Origin of the sequence: uncultured Roseobacter sp. (assembly GCF_947501835.1) — a bacterium.
Taxonomy (GTDB): Bacteria; Pseudomonadota; Alphaproteobacteria; order Rhodobacterales; family Rhodobacteraceae; genus Roseobacter.
In genome coordinates, this window is sequence record NZ_CANMXR010000011.1 from 139,410 (window position 1) to 157,514 (window position 18,105).

Annotated in this window: 15 protein-coding genes and 1 pseudogene; 15 read left to right on the forward strand and 1 reads right to left on the reverse strand. The window is 56.3% G+C overall.

Annotated elements, in window-relative coordinates:
* Positions 1-27: 27 nt before the first annotated feature.
* From trbL to Q1A20_RS20690, 15 genes and pseudogenes are all read left to right on the forward strand, one after another.
* A complete protein-coding gene (trbL, locus tag Q1A20_RS20620) occupies positions 28-1,365 on the forward strand; it encodes a P-type conjugative transfer protein TrbL (protein WP_299410377.1) in 1,338 nt (445 codons plus the stop codon).
* The gene (gene trbF / locus Q1A20_RS20625; protein ID WP_299410379.1) at positions 1,365-2,060 is read left to right on the forward strand and encodes a conjugal transfer protein TrbF; all 696 of its coding nucleotides are present in this window, start codon (positions 1,365-1,367) and stop codon (positions 2,058-2,060) included. The genes trbL and trbF overlap by 1 nt, the downstream gene beginning before the upstream one ends.
* On the forward strand, positions 2,057-3,100 hold the full coding sequence (gene trbG, locus Q1A20_RS20630; RefSeq protein WP_299410381.1) for a P-type conjugative transfer protein TrbG: 1,044 nt from the start codon (positions 2,057-2,059) through the stop codon (positions 3,098-3,100). The genes trbF and trbG overlap by 4 nt, the downstream gene beginning before the upstream one ends.
* Positions 3,097-4,416: a TrbI/VirB10 family protein gene (locus tag Q1A20_RS20635; RefSeq protein WP_299918459.1), complete on the forward strand. Its 1,320-nt coding sequence runs from the start codon at positions 3,097-3,099 to the stop codon at positions 4,414-4,416. Before trbG ends, Q1A20_RS20635 begins: the two co-directional genes overlap by 4 nt.
* Positions 4,413-4,685: a DUF2274 domain-containing protein gene (locus Q1A20_RS20640; protein WP_299410384.1), complete on the forward strand. Its 273-nt coding sequence runs from the start codon at positions 4,413-4,415 to the stop codon at positions 4,683-4,685. Before Q1A20_RS20635 ends, Q1A20_RS20640 begins: the two co-directional genes overlap by 4 nt.
* On the forward strand, positions 4,686-4,997 hold the full coding sequence (locus tag Q1A20_RS20645) for a DUF736 domain-containing protein (protein ID WP_299410385.1): 312 nt from the start codon (positions 4,686-4,688) through the stop codon (positions 4,995-4,997).
* A gap of 239 nt (positions 4,998-5,236) precedes the next feature.
* Positions 5,237-7,084 carry a HipA domain-containing protein gene (locus Q1A20_RS20650; RefSeq protein ID WP_299918463.1) on the forward strand — a complete coding sequence of 616 codons (1,848 nt, stop codon included), beginning with the start codon at positions 5,237-5,239 and terminating at the stop codon, positions 7,082-7,084.
* Positions 7,085-7,209: 125 nt separating this feature from the next.
* Positions 7,210-8,595: pseudogene (locus tag Q1A20_RS20655) on the forward strand (IS1182 family transposase).
* Between the two features lie 349 nt (positions 8,596-8,944).
* Positions 8,945-9,682, forward strand: coding sequence for a VPLPA-CTERM sorting domain-containing protein (locus Q1A20_RS20660; protein WP_299410389.1), 738 nt, complete (start codon positions 8,945-8,947; stop codon positions 9,680-9,682).
* Positions 9,683-9,800: 118 nt separating this feature from the next.
* Entirely contained in the window at positions 9,801-10,232 is a 432-nt protein-coding gene (locus tag Q1A20_RS20665; protein WP_299410391.1) for a hypothetical protein, read from the forward strand.
* A 43-nt stretch (positions 10,233-10,275) separates the two neighbouring features.
* The gene (locus Q1A20_RS20670; RefSeq protein ID WP_299410392.1) at positions 10,276-11,532 is read left to right on the forward strand and encodes a TULIP family P47-like protein; all 1,257 of its coding nucleotides are present in this window, start codon (positions 10,276-10,278) and stop codon (positions 11,530-11,532) included.
* A gap of 55 nt (positions 11,533-11,587) precedes the next feature.
* Positions 11,588-13,189 (forward strand): TULIP family P47-like protein, encoded by a 1,602-nt coding sequence (locus Q1A20_RS20675; protein ID WP_299410393.1) that lies wholly within the window; start codon positions 11,588-11,590, stop codon positions 13,187-13,189.
* A gap of 37 nt (positions 13,190-13,226) precedes the next feature.
* Positions 13,227-14,762, forward strand: coding sequence for a TULIP family P47-like protein (locus Q1A20_RS20680; protein WP_299918466.1), 1,536 nt, complete (start codon positions 13,227-13,229; stop codon positions 14,760-14,762).
* Positions 14,763-14,901: 139 nt separating this feature from the next.
* The gene (locus Q1A20_RS20685) at positions 14,902-15,087 is read left to right on the forward strand and encodes a hypothetical protein (RefSeq protein ID WP_299410424.1); all 186 of its coding nucleotides are present in this window, start codon (positions 14,902-14,904) and stop codon (positions 15,085-15,087) included.
* 157 nt (positions 15,088-15,244) lie between these two features.
* The gene (locus Q1A20_RS20690) at positions 15,245-16,753 is read left to right on the forward strand and encodes a hypothetical protein (protein WP_299918468.1); all 1,509 of its coding nucleotides are present in this window, start codon (positions 15,245-15,247) and stop codon (positions 16,751-16,753) included.
* A 53-nt stretch (positions 16,754-16,806) separates the two neighbouring features.
* Here the strand turns inward: Q1A20_RS20690 and Q1A20_RS20695 are convergent, their stop codons facing one another.
* The gene (locus Q1A20_RS20695; protein WP_299918470.1) at positions 16,807-18,099 is read right to left on the reverse strand and encodes a transglutaminase N-terminal domain-containing protein; all 1,293 of its coding nucleotides are present in this window, start codon (positions 18,097-18,099) and stop codon (positions 16,807-16,809) included.
* Between the last annotated feature and the right edge of the window lie 6 nt (positions 18,100-18,105).

Genomic DNA, 18,105 nt, shown 5'->3' on the forward strand with positions numbered 1-18,105 from the left:
GGAACACGAGCGAGAGAGACAGACACTATGGATGATGTCGGCGTCATTGACGAATTCACCGAGACCTTTGTCCGGTACATCGATTCCGGCTTTGGTCTTCTGGGGGGCGATGTCGCCTTTCTGACCACGATCCTGATCGGCATCGACATCACCTTGGCCGGCCTCATGTGGGCGCTGGCCGATGACAAGGCGGTCATCCCGGCGCTCATCAAGAAGGTGCTCTATGTCGGAGCCTTCGCCTTCATCCTGAACAATTTCGCTTTTCTGGCGAACGTCATCTTCGACAGCTTCGCTGCACTTGGTCTGCAGGCCACAGGCACCGGAATCACGGCTGCCGATCTGATGCGGCCCGGTTTTGTCGCGCATGCGGGTTTTGAAGCCGCGCAGCCATTGTTGGGCGAGACCGAGGATCTCCTGGGGCCGGTCGGTTTCTTCGAGAATTTCATCCAGATCGTCGTCTTGCTGATCTCCTGGCTTATCGTGCTGCTCGCCTTTTTCATTCTGGCGATCCAGCTCTTCATTACCATTCTCGAATTCAAACTGACCACATTGGCAGGCTTTATCCTGGTGCCTTTCGCACTCTGGGGGAAGACTGCCTTTCTTGCCGAACGCGTACTCGGCAATGTGGTGGCGGCGGGCATCAAACTGATGGTGCTCGCCGTCATCGTCGGTATTGGATCGACCTTGTTTGGGTCGTTCGCGGCCTCGTTCGCGCCGGGCGAGATCACCATCGAGCAGTCTCTCTCCACCGCACTTGGCGCTCTCGCGATCTTCATGTTGGGCATTTTTGGTCCCGGTATCGCTGCGGGTCTGGTGTCTGGCGCGCCCCAGCTTGGCGCAGGCGCGGTTGTCGGATCGGCCGCCGGTCTTGCGCTTGGCGGGGCCGCTGCAGGCGGTGTGGCGTTGGGCGGGGCGCGTGCCATTGCCGCTGGCGGTGGCGCGGCAACCCGTGCCGCCTCGTCCATGGCTGGCGGTGCAACCGGCGCTTACACGCTGGGCAAGACGGCTTCGGGCGCAACGGGCGCTGCCGGTGTTGCCGCTGGGGCGGGCGGTATCGCGCGCGCGGGAGCGGGTGCTGTTGGCCAGGGTGCACGCCGCATCGCAAGCAAAGCAACCGCCGGGGCACGGCAGTCTTTCAGAGACGGTCAGCGTGGCGCCATCACCGCGACGGGCGGCACATTCTCTGGCGGAAGCGGCGAGGCTGCGGCCTCCGCCTCCGCGTCTGCCAGTGGTGCACCGGACTGGGCGCGCAAGCTGCGCAGTGAACAGCGGCTGCGCGAAGGCGTCAGCGTAACAGCCCACACCGTCCGCGACGGCGACCGACCCGCTTCCGGCGAGAACCCGAGACTGAGAGAGGACGACTAATGTTCAAACGCCCGACAACGACCTATGGCAACACGCCCAAACCGGTCACGCCCTATCAGAAGGCGGCCCAGGTCTGGGACGAACGCATCGGGTCGGCCCGAGTGCAGGCGAAGAACTGGCGCCTCATGGCTTTTGGATGCCTGATCCTCGCGCTCGGACTGTCGGGCGGGGTGATCTGGCAAGCCGGGCGCAGCACCATCACGCCCTATGTCGTCGAGATCGACACACTGGGTCAGACCCGGGCTGTGGGTCCGGCAATCGCCGCGTATGAGCCCACGGATGCCCAGATCGCATATCATCTCGCACGTTTCATCGAGAATGTCCGCTCATTGTCGATCGATCCGATCATCGTGCGTCAGAACTGGCTCAGGGCTTACGATTTCGCCACCGACCGAGCGGCCAATACGCTCAATGACTATGCCCGTGAGAACGACCCGTTTTCGCGGGTCGGGGAGCGCACCGTCACTGTCGAGGTGACCAGTGTGGTGCGATCTTCCGACAGCAGTTTCGAGCTGCGTTGGCGCGAGCTTGCCTACGAAAATGGCGCGCTTGCCGAGACCACACGCCACACCGCCGTTCTCTCAATCGCCCTTCAGCCGCCGCGCACGGAAGAGGCGCTGCGGAAAAACCCGCTCGGCATCTATGTCCACGCGCTCAATTGGAGCCGGGACCTCATTTCAGGAGATACCCCATGAAAACCATATTTGTTTTCACCGCGCCGATAGTGCTGGCCGCCTGCGCTTCCAAACAACTTCCGCCCGAGATCAGCTACGATCCGATCGATTTTGAGGCCGCCACTCTGACCGAAGAGCCGCCGAAGCCCGTCGAAATCGTCTCCGTTCCAGAGCCGCTGCCGCTGCTGGGTCAACTGATGCCGCTGCCGCCCGATTGGGAGCCGCCTTCCGAAGATACCCGTCCTCCTGAAGAACGGGTTGGCGATGCCAGCGAAGCTGCCGCCGTTGAACCGACCAAGGACGGCTATATCAACGCTATCCAAGTCTACCCTTATAGCGAAGGCGCGCTCTATCAGCTTTACACATCGCCGGAGAAGGTGAGTAACATCATGCTTCAGCCCGGCGAAACGATCGTTGCCGTATCGGCCGGTGACACTGTCCGCTGGATCATCGGCGATACGGTCAGCGGAGAGGGCGACGCCGCCCGCGGCCATGTGTTGGTGAAGCCGACCACCGAGGATCTGCGCACCAATCTGGTCATCATCACGGACCGCCGCGCCTATCATCTGGAACTGACCAGCACGCCCGAAACCTACATGGCGTCGGTTTCCTGGAACTATCCGCGGGATGCCTTGATCGCCCTCAAACGCCGCAACGCGGTTTCCGAGGCGGCGGCCGAACAGGTCATCGACAGCGGTCTCAACATCAATGAGTTGCGCTTTCGCTACGATATCACCGGCGACACACCGCCCTGGCGGCCCGTCCGCGTTTTCGATGACACGCACAAAGTCTACATCCAGTTCCCCGGCCGCCTCGATCAGGGTGAGGCGCCACCGCTCTTCGTTGTCGGTCCCGATGGCGAGAACCAGCTTGTGAACTATCGGGTACGCGGTCGCTACTATATCGTTGACCGACTCTTTGCGGCCGCTGAACTGCGTCTTGGTGCCGATCCGCAGCAAATCGTGCGCATCACCCGTACCGATGGTCGCTCGGCCGGGCGCGGGACCCGCGATCGCAATATTTCAGCATGGCAGCGGGAAGAACGGGATGGCGGACGATGACCCCTTCGCGTGAAGACGACGGGACGGTCCCGAATCCGCCGAAGGTGCCGCCGGAGGATCTTGCGATCCGGGCCGCACCGCGTCCCGTCACGCGGATCAACAGACGCGTCTTGATTGCTCTGTCCGGCACAGGACTCTTGCTCATCTTTGGTGCCACCATCTTTGCGCTTGATCCACCAAGGCTGTTCGACCATGACGATACCGGGCGCGAGCTCTATCGGACTGGCAACAACCCGACACCCGATGGTCTGGAAGCTCTGCCGCGCCGCTATAGCGATCTGCCGAAGCCGCCAGTCGAACTCGGCCCCCCTCTGCCTGGCGATCTCGGCGGGCCAATCCTCGATGCGCAACGCGAGCGCGGTATCGATCCCACCGGCGATCAACCGTTTCGCTCCGATCCGGAAGAAGATGCCGCACGCGCCGAGCGCATCCGGCAGGCACGGCTTGCGCAGCAAGGGCGCGAAGCCGGCGTGTTTTTCACCCTCACTTCTCGTACGGCGGGGGCGACCCAGGGCGGCGGGGTAACACCAGCCGGCATACCGTCAGTGCCGACCGGCGCAGCGAGTACCGCGTCCTCCGCTCGCAATCCATTCGAAGTGGCGAGCGTTACCCCGGCTCGTAATGGTCTGGAGCTCGACCGCGAGAACGACCAGAACCTACAGGGCCGGAAGCTCGACTTTCTGGATCAGGATGTCGACGCCGACATCTACAATCCGCACGCGCTGCAGGACCTGGCTTCGCCCTATCAGGTGATGGCGGGAACCATCATTTCCGCCAGTCTAGTCACGGGGATCAACTCCGATCTGCCGGGACGGATCATCGCTCAGGTCACCGAGAACATCTATGACACAGCCACAGGTGCCCATCTGCTGATCCCGCAGGGCGCACGCATGATCGGCACCTATGACAGCGTCGTCGCTTTCGGTCAGGATCGGGCGCTGGCTGTCTGGCAACGCATTATCATGCCGAACGGCTCGTCGGTCGTGATCGAGAACCTGTCAGCGACTGACACGGCCGGCTATGCCGGTCTGAAGGATGAGGTCGATTTCCACACCTGGCGTCTTCTAAAAGGCATTGCTCTGTCGACGCTGCTTGGCGTTTCCACCGAACTCACCTTCGGCGATGACGAAAGCGATCTCGTCGAGGCAATCCGTGAGTCCACGCAAGACAGCGCGAACCAGGCGGGACAACGCATCACGGAGCGCAATCTCAACGTCCAGCCGACCATCACCATCCGCCCTGGATGGCCGCTGCGCATCATCGTCAACAAGGACATGGTGCTCCGACCCTATCGCGACCTGGGAGTGGCCCGATGACGCTTAAACTCGAAAAGCTTCCTGATCGCGCCAGCACGAAAATTTCCTTCACGGCCGATGCGGAACTGAAGGCTGCGCTCAACGACTATGCTGAGATATATCGGAAATCGTACGGCCAGAAAGAGACCGTCGCTGACCTGATCCCCTTCATGCTGCAGGCGTTCATGAACGCTGATCACAGTTTCAAACGCGCGCGCAAGGAACTGGCCGCGCCTCGACCAAAGACGCACCCAGCCACCCCCAATCCATCACAAACCAAGGAGGAATAGATGGCCACGATAGGAAGCTTCACCGCCGGCAAAGACGGTTACGCAGGGACGATCCGCACCCTGACAGTCAACATCAAGGCGCGGATCGTCGCCAACGATCAGAAGAAGAGCGACGGCGCGCCGGATTTCCGGGTCTATGCGGGGCGTGCAGAGCTTGGGGCGGCATGGAAGGCGCAATCAAATGGGGACGAACCACGGGACTATCTCAGCATCCAACTCGACGATCCGAGTTTTCCGGAGCCGATCCGGGCGGCGCTGTTCGAGGATGAGGAGGGGGCCGCGTTTCTGGTGTGGAATCGGCGGGAAGTCTGACTCCCAACGATTGATGATATCGCAGTCTTCACACTAGTCGCGGACTTAGGAAGATAGAGCTACAGTTCACCCTGCCAGTTGCTGGCCATGACGACTTGTCATTGGTGTCTTTCGATATGCAAGGTTTTTGATTGAGAATACATTGGAATGGAATTATCGCGCACATGAAATGCGTGATAATTCTTGACATCAACCCAAAGGCATGGAATTATCGCGCACCTGAAAAGCGAGAAAATGCCATGACCATCCACCTTGTCGGCGAGACCATTGACGCCAAACAGGCGCATCTCCGCGCCCAGGCAGGAAATCTGATCCAGCTTGTGCGTGGGGTCTATGTTGCGCATGACGCCGACATTGATCGGGCGATCCTCGCGCATGCTGCACGCATTGCACATTATCTCTATCCCACCGCCTATCTGTCGTCCGCGAGCGCGGTTCTTTTGGCGCCGACCGAAGATGGACGGTTGTTTATCAGCGGCAAACGCAACCAACGGACCCGATTGCGCAATGTTGAAATCGTCCAAAACCAGGCGCCTGCACATCCTTCAACCGCTCCCGCCGTCATCGGTGATGAGCTTGGCGAGGTACATCTGCAGGTCGCCTCGCCGCAACAACGTTTTTTGGAAGCCTTTCGGTTAAGAAGCGAACATGCCAGTGCAATGACATCAGATATGCGCAGACAGATGGCCGAGCGACTGATCGAGGAGCATGGCTCCCCGAAAACGGCTGCTGATGCGGTCTGGGCGCTCGCACGGAAAAATGGTTGGTATCGCGAGGGCGAAGGTGCGGAACGTTTTCTGCTGGCCGAGCCAAGCACGGTAAAACCACCCGCCAACAAGGCGGCGCTCGATCTGCTAATTGCATGGCATGGCAAGCCAATGGGACAATTGACCCACGACGGCTTCGAATGGCGATGGACACCCCGAAAGAGAAGAGGGCCCGTGCTTGTGCGCGAAACGACGCCCGGCAAACTTCCTGCATTTGTCGAGTCTCTCCTGCCGGAAGGCTGGCTTGCACAGATCCTGCACGACCGCAATGAACGGGAAGCTTTGCGGCGCGGCCGACGCTACATGTCCAACATCACAATCGTCGAGAACCGCGCGGAACTGCCCAAATTGCCTGCAGACGTCCTGAGTACTCCACTATCTGCATTCACGGATGCTGGACGGTTTACAGGCCACTATGCCGGGCCAGCGCGCGGCGAAATTGAAGAAACCTTTGAAACCAACCTCGCGCGCGTGTTTGCGCGCGCCGAGACACCACGTCTATCGGGTGTCCAGATCAAGGCCCCAATGAGTCTGTTGTCAGATGGAGCGCTGGTTCCTGCGATTGATCAACCGTTTACCCATATTCTGAAACCGGCAGGGACGGCAGGTTTTGAGACGCTGCCGATTGTCGAATGGCTCTGCCTGGAACTAGGGCGTGTTGCGGGATTCGACGTGCCAGATGCCGCATTGATCGAGATGCCGGACGGTATGCCGCCAGCGCTGGTGGTCGAACGGTTTGACATCCGGCGCGGTCCGGATGACATGCGCCAGCTTGCACTTGCAGACTTCTGTTCGATCCTCGACCTTCCAGCTTCCGCCAAATATGACGGCACCATCGAGCGGGTGGCCAGAGGATTGCGCCCGCTGTCGACGGACCCGACTGCTGATCTCGATGTACTATTCCGGCGCGCCGTGTTTGCATGGCTCATCGCGGATGGCGACATGCATCTCAAAAATCTCGCGATGTTGAAGATAGCCGACCCTGACGCAAAGAATTTCACCTCGGTCCGTTTTGCAGCGCTCTACGATGCTGTGACGACGCGGGTCTTCCCTGGCCTTGCTACTGACCGTATGGCGCTAAAACTCAACGGTAAGGATGACCGGCTGAAAATGGCTGACTTTCTGGCACTTGCCCGGACGATTGGTTTGGCAACCGGTGAGGCTGAGGCCACAGTGATTGCCCTGGCGACAACGCTATCAGAACATGAGGCGGAGATGGGCTTACCGAAATTTTTGTCACAGTTGGAAACTGCGACAGGGGTAAGCCGGCAAATCAGCGCCCTTGCCCGCGGGCGTTCCGCCAGTCTGACAGCACAGTGATAACTTACATGATAAGGCTAGGTGTCTCGGTGACGGCTTCGCTGCGGGCGTATTTTGTTGAAAAACTCTGGCTTGATTGCGAGGTAAGTCGCTGATTCAATTCCTCCTGAAGGGAGGGATTGGCGATGATGGGACCGAGGCAGGAAGCGCAGGCGGCACTGTTCTACGAGCTCTCGTTGGAAGACCATGTTCCCCAGGATCACCTGCTTCGGTCGATTGATCGCTTCGTCGATCTGAGCAGCATTCGGGCGCACCTGGCGGATTTCTACAACCACACAGGTCGCCCGTCCGTTGATCCTGAGTTGCTGATCAGGATGTCGCTGGTTGGGTATTGTTTTGGCATCCGGTCCGAGCGACGGCTCTGCGAGGAGGTGCATCTGAACCTCGCCTATCGTTGGTTCTGCCGTCTCGATCTGAACGATCGGGTGCCGGACCACTCGACCTTTTCGAAGAACCGCCACGGTCGGTTCCGCGAGAGCGAGCTGCTGCGCCACTTGTTCGAGACGACGGTGGCGCGGTGCATCGCGGAGGGTCTTGTCAGCGGTCAGCGCCTGGCGGTCGATGCCAGCCTGATCGAGGCGGATGCCAACAAGCAGTATTCCGCATCGAAGGAAGACTGGGACATTGCGCGGATCGATGCGGACGCGACCCCGCGCGCGGTTCGTGAGTATCTTGATACACTGGACGAAGCCGCCTTTGGCGCGGCGACACCGGTCGAGCCGAAGTTCACGTCCTATTCCGATCCGGCCAGCCAGTGGACGGCGGCCCGCAAAGGCCCTGCATTCTTTGCCTATTCCGACAACTATCTCATCGATACCGATCACGGTGTTATCGTCGATGTGGAAGCGACACGGTCGATCCGCCAGGCCGAGGTCGGATTAACGAAGACGATGCTGAATAAGGTCAGGGAACGCTTTGACCTGCGTCCTGAACGGCTGATCGCCGACACGGCCTATGGGTCGGGACCGATGCTCGGTTGGCTGGTAGACGAAAAGATCGCGCCGCACATTCCGGTCATCGACAAGGTCGGCCGCACCGACGGCACTTGGTCCCGTGCAGACTTCGAATGGGACGCCGAGAACAATCAGTACATCTGCCCAGAGGGTGAGGCTTTGAAGCAGTTCCGCCGGAACGACTCGGATCCCAATCGCGGCCCAACCGGTAAAGGTGTTGCTAAGTATCAAGCCCTCAAACACACCTGTCAGGCGTGTCCATCCAAACCCAAGTGCTGCCCAAAGGCAGACTGCCGCAAGATCACGCGTGAAGAGCACGAAGACGCCCGCGACGCGGCACGCGCCATCCGCAAGACAGCCCAATACAAGATCTCAGCAAAGCTCTGAAAGAAGGTCGAGATGCTCTTCGCCCATCTCAAACGCATCCTGGGGCTCGGACGCTTGCGATTACGCGGCCCATGCTGTGTAAACGACGAATTCCTCCTCGCTACCACGGCCCAAAACCTTCGGAAACTCGCCAAGATCTTTCCCGCACCGCAGCAAACTCGCAAAGCCTGATCAGAGAGGCGCTTGCGCGCTGATCAACGCACCACTTTCTGCGCAAGCAAGACATTGTTTTTCAACAGAATTCGGGCGGAAATCGGAAGTTCTCTGCTGTTGCGAACCTATCACTATAGCATGGAGGAAGCCGACATTCAGCCATTTTGGTAACTCTGTGGACCGCGACAAATCCAAGATCACCTGAATGAACGCCACACCGAGCCAACACGGTCGAATATTCCTAAGTGGTTTTGATCGAGCCAGTATGCCTGACTTACTTCAATTGGCGGCGGCGCACCCGCGGTGATCATCCGAAAGTCTCGCATCCCGATCCGATTTGCGCGATTTCGGACAAATCTGGCCACGCTTGGGACAAAATACCAGTTGTGCGTTTCGTGAGATCTACAAAGATGCCATCAATCCTGTGTTCGATCTACAACCTTGGATTGAGAAAGGTAGCCTGAAGATGAAGGTATATTCGAGGACCATTGCAGCTGCCCTAATGACCATCTGTGTTGGCGGCATAACGTCTGCTGCTACAATTATTGAAGTGGACAGCGCGGATGACTACGGCATCAGTCTGAACAGCGGCAGCGCACAGGTTGCTGGTACATTTTTTACTCTTGAGGAAAGCTATACGAACGTCTCGATCAGCGCTCCGATACTCTGTGTCGCCTGCCAGGGTTCTGTCGTGTTGCACGGTGGACCGCTCGGGGTTGGAGCTACTGTTGCCGATTCCGTTGCGGGGCTTTTCTTTGACACCAGCGTGAACAACCTGTTTTCCGGGCTGAGCCTGGGGCCGGGAACCTATTCCTTGATTGTCGGCGTGACAGCCGGGACCGGCGGCTGGAACGGCTCTGCTGTCCCCACAGTCACAACAGATGGAAACAGTTCCGACGGTTTGGATTTCGTGGGATCGTCGGCGGAGTTTTTCATTCCTGCTTCAGTTTTCGTGCCGACGTTTTCGGCCAGCCAATTAGCCTATCGCATCACCGGCGATATCGTGACATCCCCGCCAGTCAACACTGTGCCGCTTCCCGCATCTGTTGCATTTTTGCTGGCAGGTTTTGGGAGCCTGGCCTTACTGCGCCGCAAATCCGGGTAGTCAAATACGTTGAACGGGCGGTCAGAACATTGCCCACCAACCATAGCTACTGCACGCTGCTTGCCAAGCGCGCGTGTCCCACACTGTTTCTCGAAACACCCGATCGAGGATGCTGTACATGCAGAACCAAAAAAAAGAAGTCCAAAGAGGCGTGCTCCTCAAAGCGCCGCAATTTCTGCCGGTTCAATTCTATCTGGCATCCGAAAAAGATATCTGGGGCGCTGGTGCTTTGACGCAATGGAAGCAGCTGAATGCGGGAGGGTCAGGAGCTACTGCCACATTATCCTTCACGATCGCATCGGGCCGCATTGGATATCAACCGAAAGGTTTGACCGACCTGACAGGTACCGAAGTGATCGTCGAGGTGAGTGTCCCTCTTCTGACACCTGCTGATCCGCACAAAGACCCGCCTGCGTTCGTTACGATCCAGGTTGATAGGCGCAGCCCGCCACTAACATTTGAACAGAACTCGATTATTTCAGCTTTGATTGCTGACGCATTCGAGCTGGAAAAGAGCTTGTTTGCGGCCGCATTCGGAACCTCCGTCTGACGGCTCTTTAATAATTTTCAAAGAAAGTTTCCGGAGGAAACTGATGGACCTTTATGGCTGGGATACGGCGTATGCCGTCAATATTTCAGTGCTCAATGATGCATTGAAGGGATCGCACGATCTGCCGCAGACCTTTTTGATCGCGGATGGCTATTTGAAAGCGTCAGGCAGCCTGAAGAACTGGCGCATCGTCGCGGGTGGCTCCGGCATCCTGCTTCATGTTCAGGTTGAAATCGCGACGGGTACGATATCGGGCGGTGCTGATCCGAAGGCTGATCTTGCAGGGTATCAGTTGATTTTTGAAATAGACATGACCCTCTTGCCCGCTGCTGTGGATGGAAAGCAGGAGATCAGGCTGTATCTGAAGTCCGCAGCGAAGAAAGGCCAGTCGCAAGGTGAGGGTGTTGTTGCGCCATACTCCATCACACCCCAAGGGAAACTTGGATTTGAGCAAGAACAGTTCTTGCCATTCTTTATGGCTAAATATCTGGTCACACAGGCTGATAAATTTACGTTCGCCTTGGCGCAGGTCAACCTGGTGCCGCCCACCGCTGCGGACAGCTGGCTAACCCCGGTTGAGATTGCATTCACATACTATGCAAGTGGGTCTGCGGGCGATTTTTTGGTGATCTACGGGGCCACCAGAAAGCGCGACGTAAAGGGGCTTAGCAGAAACGTTGATCCCTCTCTGTTCGCCGGTAAGGGCCCTGCCTACTACGCGATCTCGGGTGACATGTTTCTGGAGCATGTGGTGATGCCCCTGATGCCCAAGGTCTATCCAGGGTTTGCTTCGTCCTATTTCGAATTTGATGCCGGAAATCACGAAATCATCAACACCAAATCGATGAAACTCCACGGCGTGAAATCGGGGGCCATCACCTATTATCCGGTGGTCCGTGACCTGAGGATCAAGATCAGTGGCGACACACTTGTCTCCGACGTCAAGGGCCGTGCGAACATGTACATGGGGATGAGCATGACCTTCTCGGTCACCTCGCGCTCCAAGACATCTTATGACGCCGCGCACAACAAGTTCAGCGCCGCCAAAGACGCCCATCCAAGTGCACACCACAAGAGCCACATCCCCTGGTACGACTATCTGTTCGGCGTCATCCCGGACATCATCATGGCGATTGTTGTGCCCGCTGTCGCGGATGGGATCGCTGACGGCCTGAACTCTGCCCTGTCGGGAATGGAGCTGGCCAATACCGGACCACAATTAGTGGACTGGCCGGGGTTGGATACGTTCAAACCTAATGCTGGCGGCCTGAATGGCGCTTTTCAATTGTCCGGCAGCTGACTGCATCTTTTGCGCCAAAGATTTTTCCAACCGAAGACAAACAGGAGGAAGACCAATGACCGTAGATACAAGAAACTATGAAGACGTCTCGAAAAGTCCGCCACCCGCAGATTGGGACGGCAGCCAATACCATGTCCGTTTTCCACATCTGACGACGAATGTGGATGCCAAACCTGACATCCATGCCATGATGCAGGCGACCCGGGCACAATCAATAAAAGAGGCTGATACCTACGATTGGGACACTGTCTTTGCCGTGAAATTCAAAGACGTCAACAAAGCGATTGCCAAGCCGGGCAATACGCCGACCGAATACGATCAAAGCGAGTCGACAACAGACTCAAATATCAAAGGAACCTTTGGTGCCTGGTCGCTGACAGGCGGTGGCGACACGCTTTTGCATATGAATGTTGCGCTAACGTCGGGAACTTTGACCTACAGAGGAAACGAGAGCCCACCTCAGCAGCATGTCGTTGATCTCGCCGGTGTCTCTGCAACAATCGAGATCACTCTTGATCAGCTGCCCCAACCTAAACCTGTGGCAAACCACAAGACGAAAAAAACGACGACAGGCGGCAATACTGTGGGTCTGCGGGTTAGCCAAGAGGACACTGTAGACGTCACACAAGTCAATAACCTGCCATCCAACGCCGGGTTCGAGGCCACGCTTCTGGTGCAAGGGCTGCTGAAGCTGTGGTTCAACGCCAACCTTGACAAGTTTACCTATGCGTTCGCCAGCGTCGATCTGAACGCTAAAGCAGACAAAGGGGGGTATCAGTGGCTTCAACCCAAATACGTCGGTTATGCAGTCTTGCAGGGACCTACCGTTGAAGACAGTGTTTTTGGCGTCCTGTGCATGGTCGATGATGCGGTCACTGCCCCGCCGACCGCGCAAGTGTCGCCAAATGCGATCCCAGAGGGACAGGATTCCGGCTTTCTGATTTCGCAGAAGAAATTCTTTCAGCATTTGGTTCAGCCGGGCATCTACACGATGTTTGACGGGGCCAAAAAAGACGATTTTGAAGTCAGTCCTGATGGATCGAAGATAACCAACAAGAATACGGTGACCATGAATAAAGTCGGTGACAGCGACTATCAACCTGTTTGCGCCGAAAACACTGTTCAGATCACCCTAGACGGGGCAACGACAATCAAATTTGAATTGCTGAAAGCCGTGGTCGATTTCAGCCCCGGCATCACGATTGTGATGACCTACACCATGTTTTCCAACATCGTGCTGCAGACGAACTCCAAGGGGGGTCAGGTGCTGGATTATAAGAAAGCACAGGAGCCGATCATCGACCACAACGTCGAGGTTGCATCCTGGGTGACCTGGACAGAGGTTGCGGCCTCCGTTTTGGTTGCTGTGGCGACGCTTGGTACCGGCGCTGCGATCAAGAAAATGTGCGAAAGAATTGCGCTGAAGATAGTGGCTCTGATCATTACGGCCCTCGTGTTGGAGCTTATTGCAAACATCGGCGCGATCATCACTGCCGTCGCCGAGGGGGATAAGGACAAGCTGCCAACAATTGATTTGATGGCCGTCAACGCGACCAACCCGATCACTTGGACGGATTCCGGTGACTTCCTGATCACGTCGGCGGGTTTGGCTAAATCGCTGCAGCTGGGTGGAAACCCCAACTTCATAACCAGCTAGGACCCGGAGAAAGCTGACATGAAAAAGGAGAGCTGTGATGAATGATATGTCGCCGATGGATTTGTCGGGGGATGCGCTGCGGGAATACGCCTTGTGCGACGACGCAGTTCACGCGTTTACATTTCCTGAGCACCAGCAGAAGTTCGATCTTGAGTTGCACGTGCTCGCGGCAGAGGCCGATTGCGCACCGACCTTCGGCTGGGACACCGCGTTTGCCATCCGGTTCCCGGATGCCAATGCGGCGATCATCAGACAGCACAGCTCTCCAGCATCTTTTCAAATGACCGCCCCGGATAACTCATGTTCCGCGTCAGGCTCCTTTGGGGACTGGCAGCTTACAGGCGGCGATGGGGTGGACCTGCACATGTCCATCCCTGTCACTGCTGGCACACTGGTTTACAATGGAAAGAAATATGACATTGCCGGTGTGACAGCCATTGTCGAAGTGCAGCTAAATTATTTGCCGCCGCCACCGTTAAAGAGGCAATCGCCGTCACCACCGCCCAGCACGCACGACCTGAAGATCAAGCAAAAGGCCCGAGGACCGGTCAAGGTCGTTTCCGTGCTCTCTATCACCGCGCCAGCCGGGCTGGGCTTTATGCAAAAAAGTATGGCGGGCGGGCTTTTGGGGCTATGGCTGAACGCAAATCTTGATGAATTTGACCACACCTTCAACGCCGTGACCTTGAACCGCATAATCGATAATGCAAGTTTCAAATGGCTAGCGCCTACGACGACGGGGTATGCCTGCGTCAAAGGCTGCACGTCTCAGGATTCCATTCTTGCGGTGCTCTGTATGACCGAAGGTCGCGGCACCGCAACGCTAACGGGGCAGATCACGCCAAATGCGATCCCGAACGGTTCCCACGCGGGTTTTTTGATCGCGCAGGAGCGTTTTCTGGAAAAGATGGTTCTACCGTCGTTGCCTGGTGTTTTCAAAGGATCCAGACGGACTGATTTCAAAATGAGTGATGATAAACTGTCAATCATCAACACCGCCCGGATCAAGACCAAAACAGTCAGCAATGCTGGTACAACCTATCAGCCCGAGATCACGACGCTGAACATCTCCGTCGTCGGAGATGAGATTGTCGTCCATACGGAAACCGAGACGGATATCGGTTTGGGCAGTGTTTCGGAGGTCACGGTGACGAGCTTCCAAAACTTGATTTTGGCCGATAAACCGGACGGCACCCAAACGCTAAGCTACAAGCAATCGCGAGGACCGATCAAAGACAACAGCACGAAGACGAATGCGTCTGGCGAGGCTCAAAAGATCATCATAGAAATTGCAGCGGCAATTCTGGTTGCTATTCTGACGGTGATCACCGACGGCGCTTTCCTGATTGTTGGCTTGATTATTCTGGCACTCTTGATGGGACTTCTCAAAGCCATCCCGAAACAAATTTCGGACATCGTTGGTAAGAAAATTTCGAACAACTCGCCATCTATGGCATTGTTGATATCAAATTCGACAGATCCGATTGTGTGGCAGGGCAGTAAGGCATTTCGATTGACCGAGGCCGGCTTAGCCGGATCTGTACGCTTGGGCGGCAATCTTGGGTTTGCCTAAGATGACAAAATGCTCACGTTGCACCGATCCGGATCATTGCCAGACTATCCGTTATCTTGATTTTGCGTGGATCCATGGCTGCTTTAAAGAGCGAGCCCACCTCATCTCAATGGTTTGATTGTTCGGCGCGCTGTCTTTGGTGCTTTTTCGCCACTTTTGCACATCTAATCTGGAACTGATTACCAGCTTGCAAGCTACTCTGTCAGCCTCATCCGGGATCGCAATTGGCAATGTCGTTGGTAGCAATATCTGCAATTTTCTGTTGATTCTTGGATTTGTCGCCATCCTTGCGCCTGTCGTGGTTGATTTAAAGGCCTTCATGTAGCCAGCGCACTCAAATCCTTTGCGCATACCTAAGCAACGGAGACACTCAGCTTCGACAATCCTACGAATTACTGCTATTATAGACGCATCATTGGGCGTCGTTATCCCCAACTCAAAGTCAAAAAGAAATTGCTACGCTGCCTAGGAAGGATGTCGCCATGAGGGAGCCTCCGACGCAACGTGCAGCCGTGAAAGCGCCCGATAGATCAAGCACAGAACAGCAAGATACAGTAGCTTCGGACCGAGGGAATGCTTCAGGGATTGAGCTACTGCAGCGAGCGGCTGATAGAAGTCTAGGCGTCCTTCAATTGAATGGATTACAGCGAGCAATTAGCCTTGGTGTCGTCCAAAGATGGCCAATTTTCCCTCCGAAAAAGAATGGAGATGAGCGTATCGACCGTGCGGTCCGCCACCAATTGACGTTCATGGATTTTATGCGTTTTCGTGTTGCTTCCAGCGGATTTCGAAATTGGATAGACAACGTGTTCTTCAAGCATTTCCTTGAGGATTTGCCGCCACAGGATCTCCTGGGTCTGATGGAGGTGGGCGTAAGGCAAGCGATGTCGATGAGGGAAGTTGAATTTTGGATGGCCAAGTTCAAATCCTATCGCAGTTCGCTTAGCAAGCCTCGGCAGAAAACGCTGCCCGATATCTTGCGACGCGTTCGATCCAGCGGGCTCCGCTTCGTCCGTTTTGAGGACCTGATTGCCCATATCCGAAAAGAGATGGGCTTTCAAAAGGCGGGAATGCAATCTTCCGGCGACTCCGAACCGCCGATCCCAATATTCTGGATAACCGGGATCAATACACGGCGAGGTGAGAAAGGGCATTTCAAAGGCAAGAAGGGTGACCATACCTCAGCCCATGTCTTGTTTAGAAAATGGCTTACTTCGACCTTTAGGGGCCTCAGCTTCGGCAGCATTACTGCAACCGCGCTGGATCTCTTGGCAGAATTGGACTCGTTGTTCAGCGAAGTATACGATTCCCATGCAGATGAAGCACTGGAGCGTGGCATTTCTGACGCCTGGTCGGAAGCGAGGAGCGCATTCTTTGACGCTCTCGATAAGTGGGAAGGGTGTTTCGCTGAATTCTCAAAACTTCACTTTGCTGGGAAATTCTCAGTTCCAGCTGAAATGGCATTCCTAAATTTATGTGTAGCCTTGATGAATTTGCGAAATAGTCTGCCTTACGCCGCTATGGAGTTTGGCGGAACGGGTGGTTCGGAGGGGTACGCGAGCAAAGGTATTCAGGAACTGGACGACATGTTTCGCAAAGGTATCAAGGTCGATGGTATACCCCTTGTTCGTTTAACAATCGCGACGGATTGGGAAAAATTCATGCAAAACACACTCAAACTGGTTGATCTTGAAAGAACCCACGCCGAACTTTCCTTTGGTGATGAATCGCTTGATCTTGAGTTAGTGCCTGGGCGTACTGGCGATTATGAGACTGATATTAACAATATTGTTTTCCTTCACCTGGAAAGCATAAGGATGGCCTACCCATCTCTTTGGGCCGGGTTGCAGGCGATGGGTTTGTTGCAACGCTTTAGAAACTCTATTCGCTCAAGAATCTTAGATGTTTCTGGTGATGAATACATTCCAGATGCAGACGATGGCGAAGAGGGCTACGCCTACGAAGCCGACCAGAAGCGACAAAAACGCTAGCCGGAACGGCCAGCGGGTGTTGGTTGGTTCGTAACCGAATCCGGGTGTGATACTCAGTCTGTCATCCAGCTATTGCCAGGTGCCAAAAACCATCCCGCTGTTTGCGCGACAGCAGTCAGCTTGGACGCACTGCGGATATACACAGGGTCGTTGGTCTGAATACGGATGTTGCCGGACAGCGAGTTTCGCCCTCCCAGAGTAGTCTGTGGCCCGCGAGCCACTTCTAACTGCTGTGTGTCCCACAGCCCAAATGCCGCACTCACAATGCCTGATGCTAACTGGGGACGTGTAACGCCATCGACAATCACATTGACGCGTGCCTGAGCGCCCGCCGTAATTGCCCCACCAACAACCGCCCCGGCTGTCGGGTCGATGCCGCGGATGGTCGGCAACCTGAACGATGTGGGATCATAGTAGACGTTCGGGATACTGCTTTCCGAGAGTGTGGCGGCGCTGGAAGAGATACGAAAGGCTGGGAAAATCGACATGATTGGCCTGTCAACCACCTCCATGGCGAGAAGATCGGTATCTTCTCCATGGTAGCTGCCGGCAACCGGAGCGACCTGTGATATGTTCCGCGCAACGGCCACCGGAATCAGATTGGCCGACCCCACCGACCTGTTCGTTGGGTCGAACGGGATCCGGCCTGCCCCGGGAACGAAGACTTCGACCCATGCATGCGTAGAGCTCGAGCCAGCAGCTCCGAGCCGGTCATCACTGGGGTCGTAAAGATAGCCGGACACCAGACGCGCCCCGAAACCCAGCGTTCGGATAGCCTCGGCATAGAGGACCGCAAAGTCACGACACGACCCGTAGCCCCGGTCGAGGGTTTCGAGTGGTCCTTGCGTGCCTTCGCTTTCGCGGATCTCATATTTGATCTGCGCTGTGGTGCCATTACTCACGTCCTTCAGGAGCGACAGCGTATCCGTTGGTCGTCGCATAACGAATTGCTCGACCCAGTTTGACAAGCGCCCGGTGTCGTCTTGGTATTGTGGCGCAGCAAGCGCCCCGAGATCTGTCCAGTCTTCGGCGGAGTAAAGGAACGGGTAGGACGTCGCAGAACCCGCAATCGGGAAGACAGGCCAGTCAGGTGCCTCGAGGACGACGGTCGTATGGGACCGTATCGAAAGCGTGTCTGTTGTGACATCAAAGTTGGCGATGGCAATAGCGTTTCCGGCGACATCGTGGGACCAGTCGATGCGGGCGGTCGGAGCGATTTCAAGGTCGAAGGTCGTCAATGTAAGGTCCCGCGTTTCACGAGGACGCAACATCAGCCTGTGCGGTCCAAGGATCACGGCCATGCGATAGCGATAGATGGTCGTGTGTGCGATCGTGATCGTCGGCACGCAGCA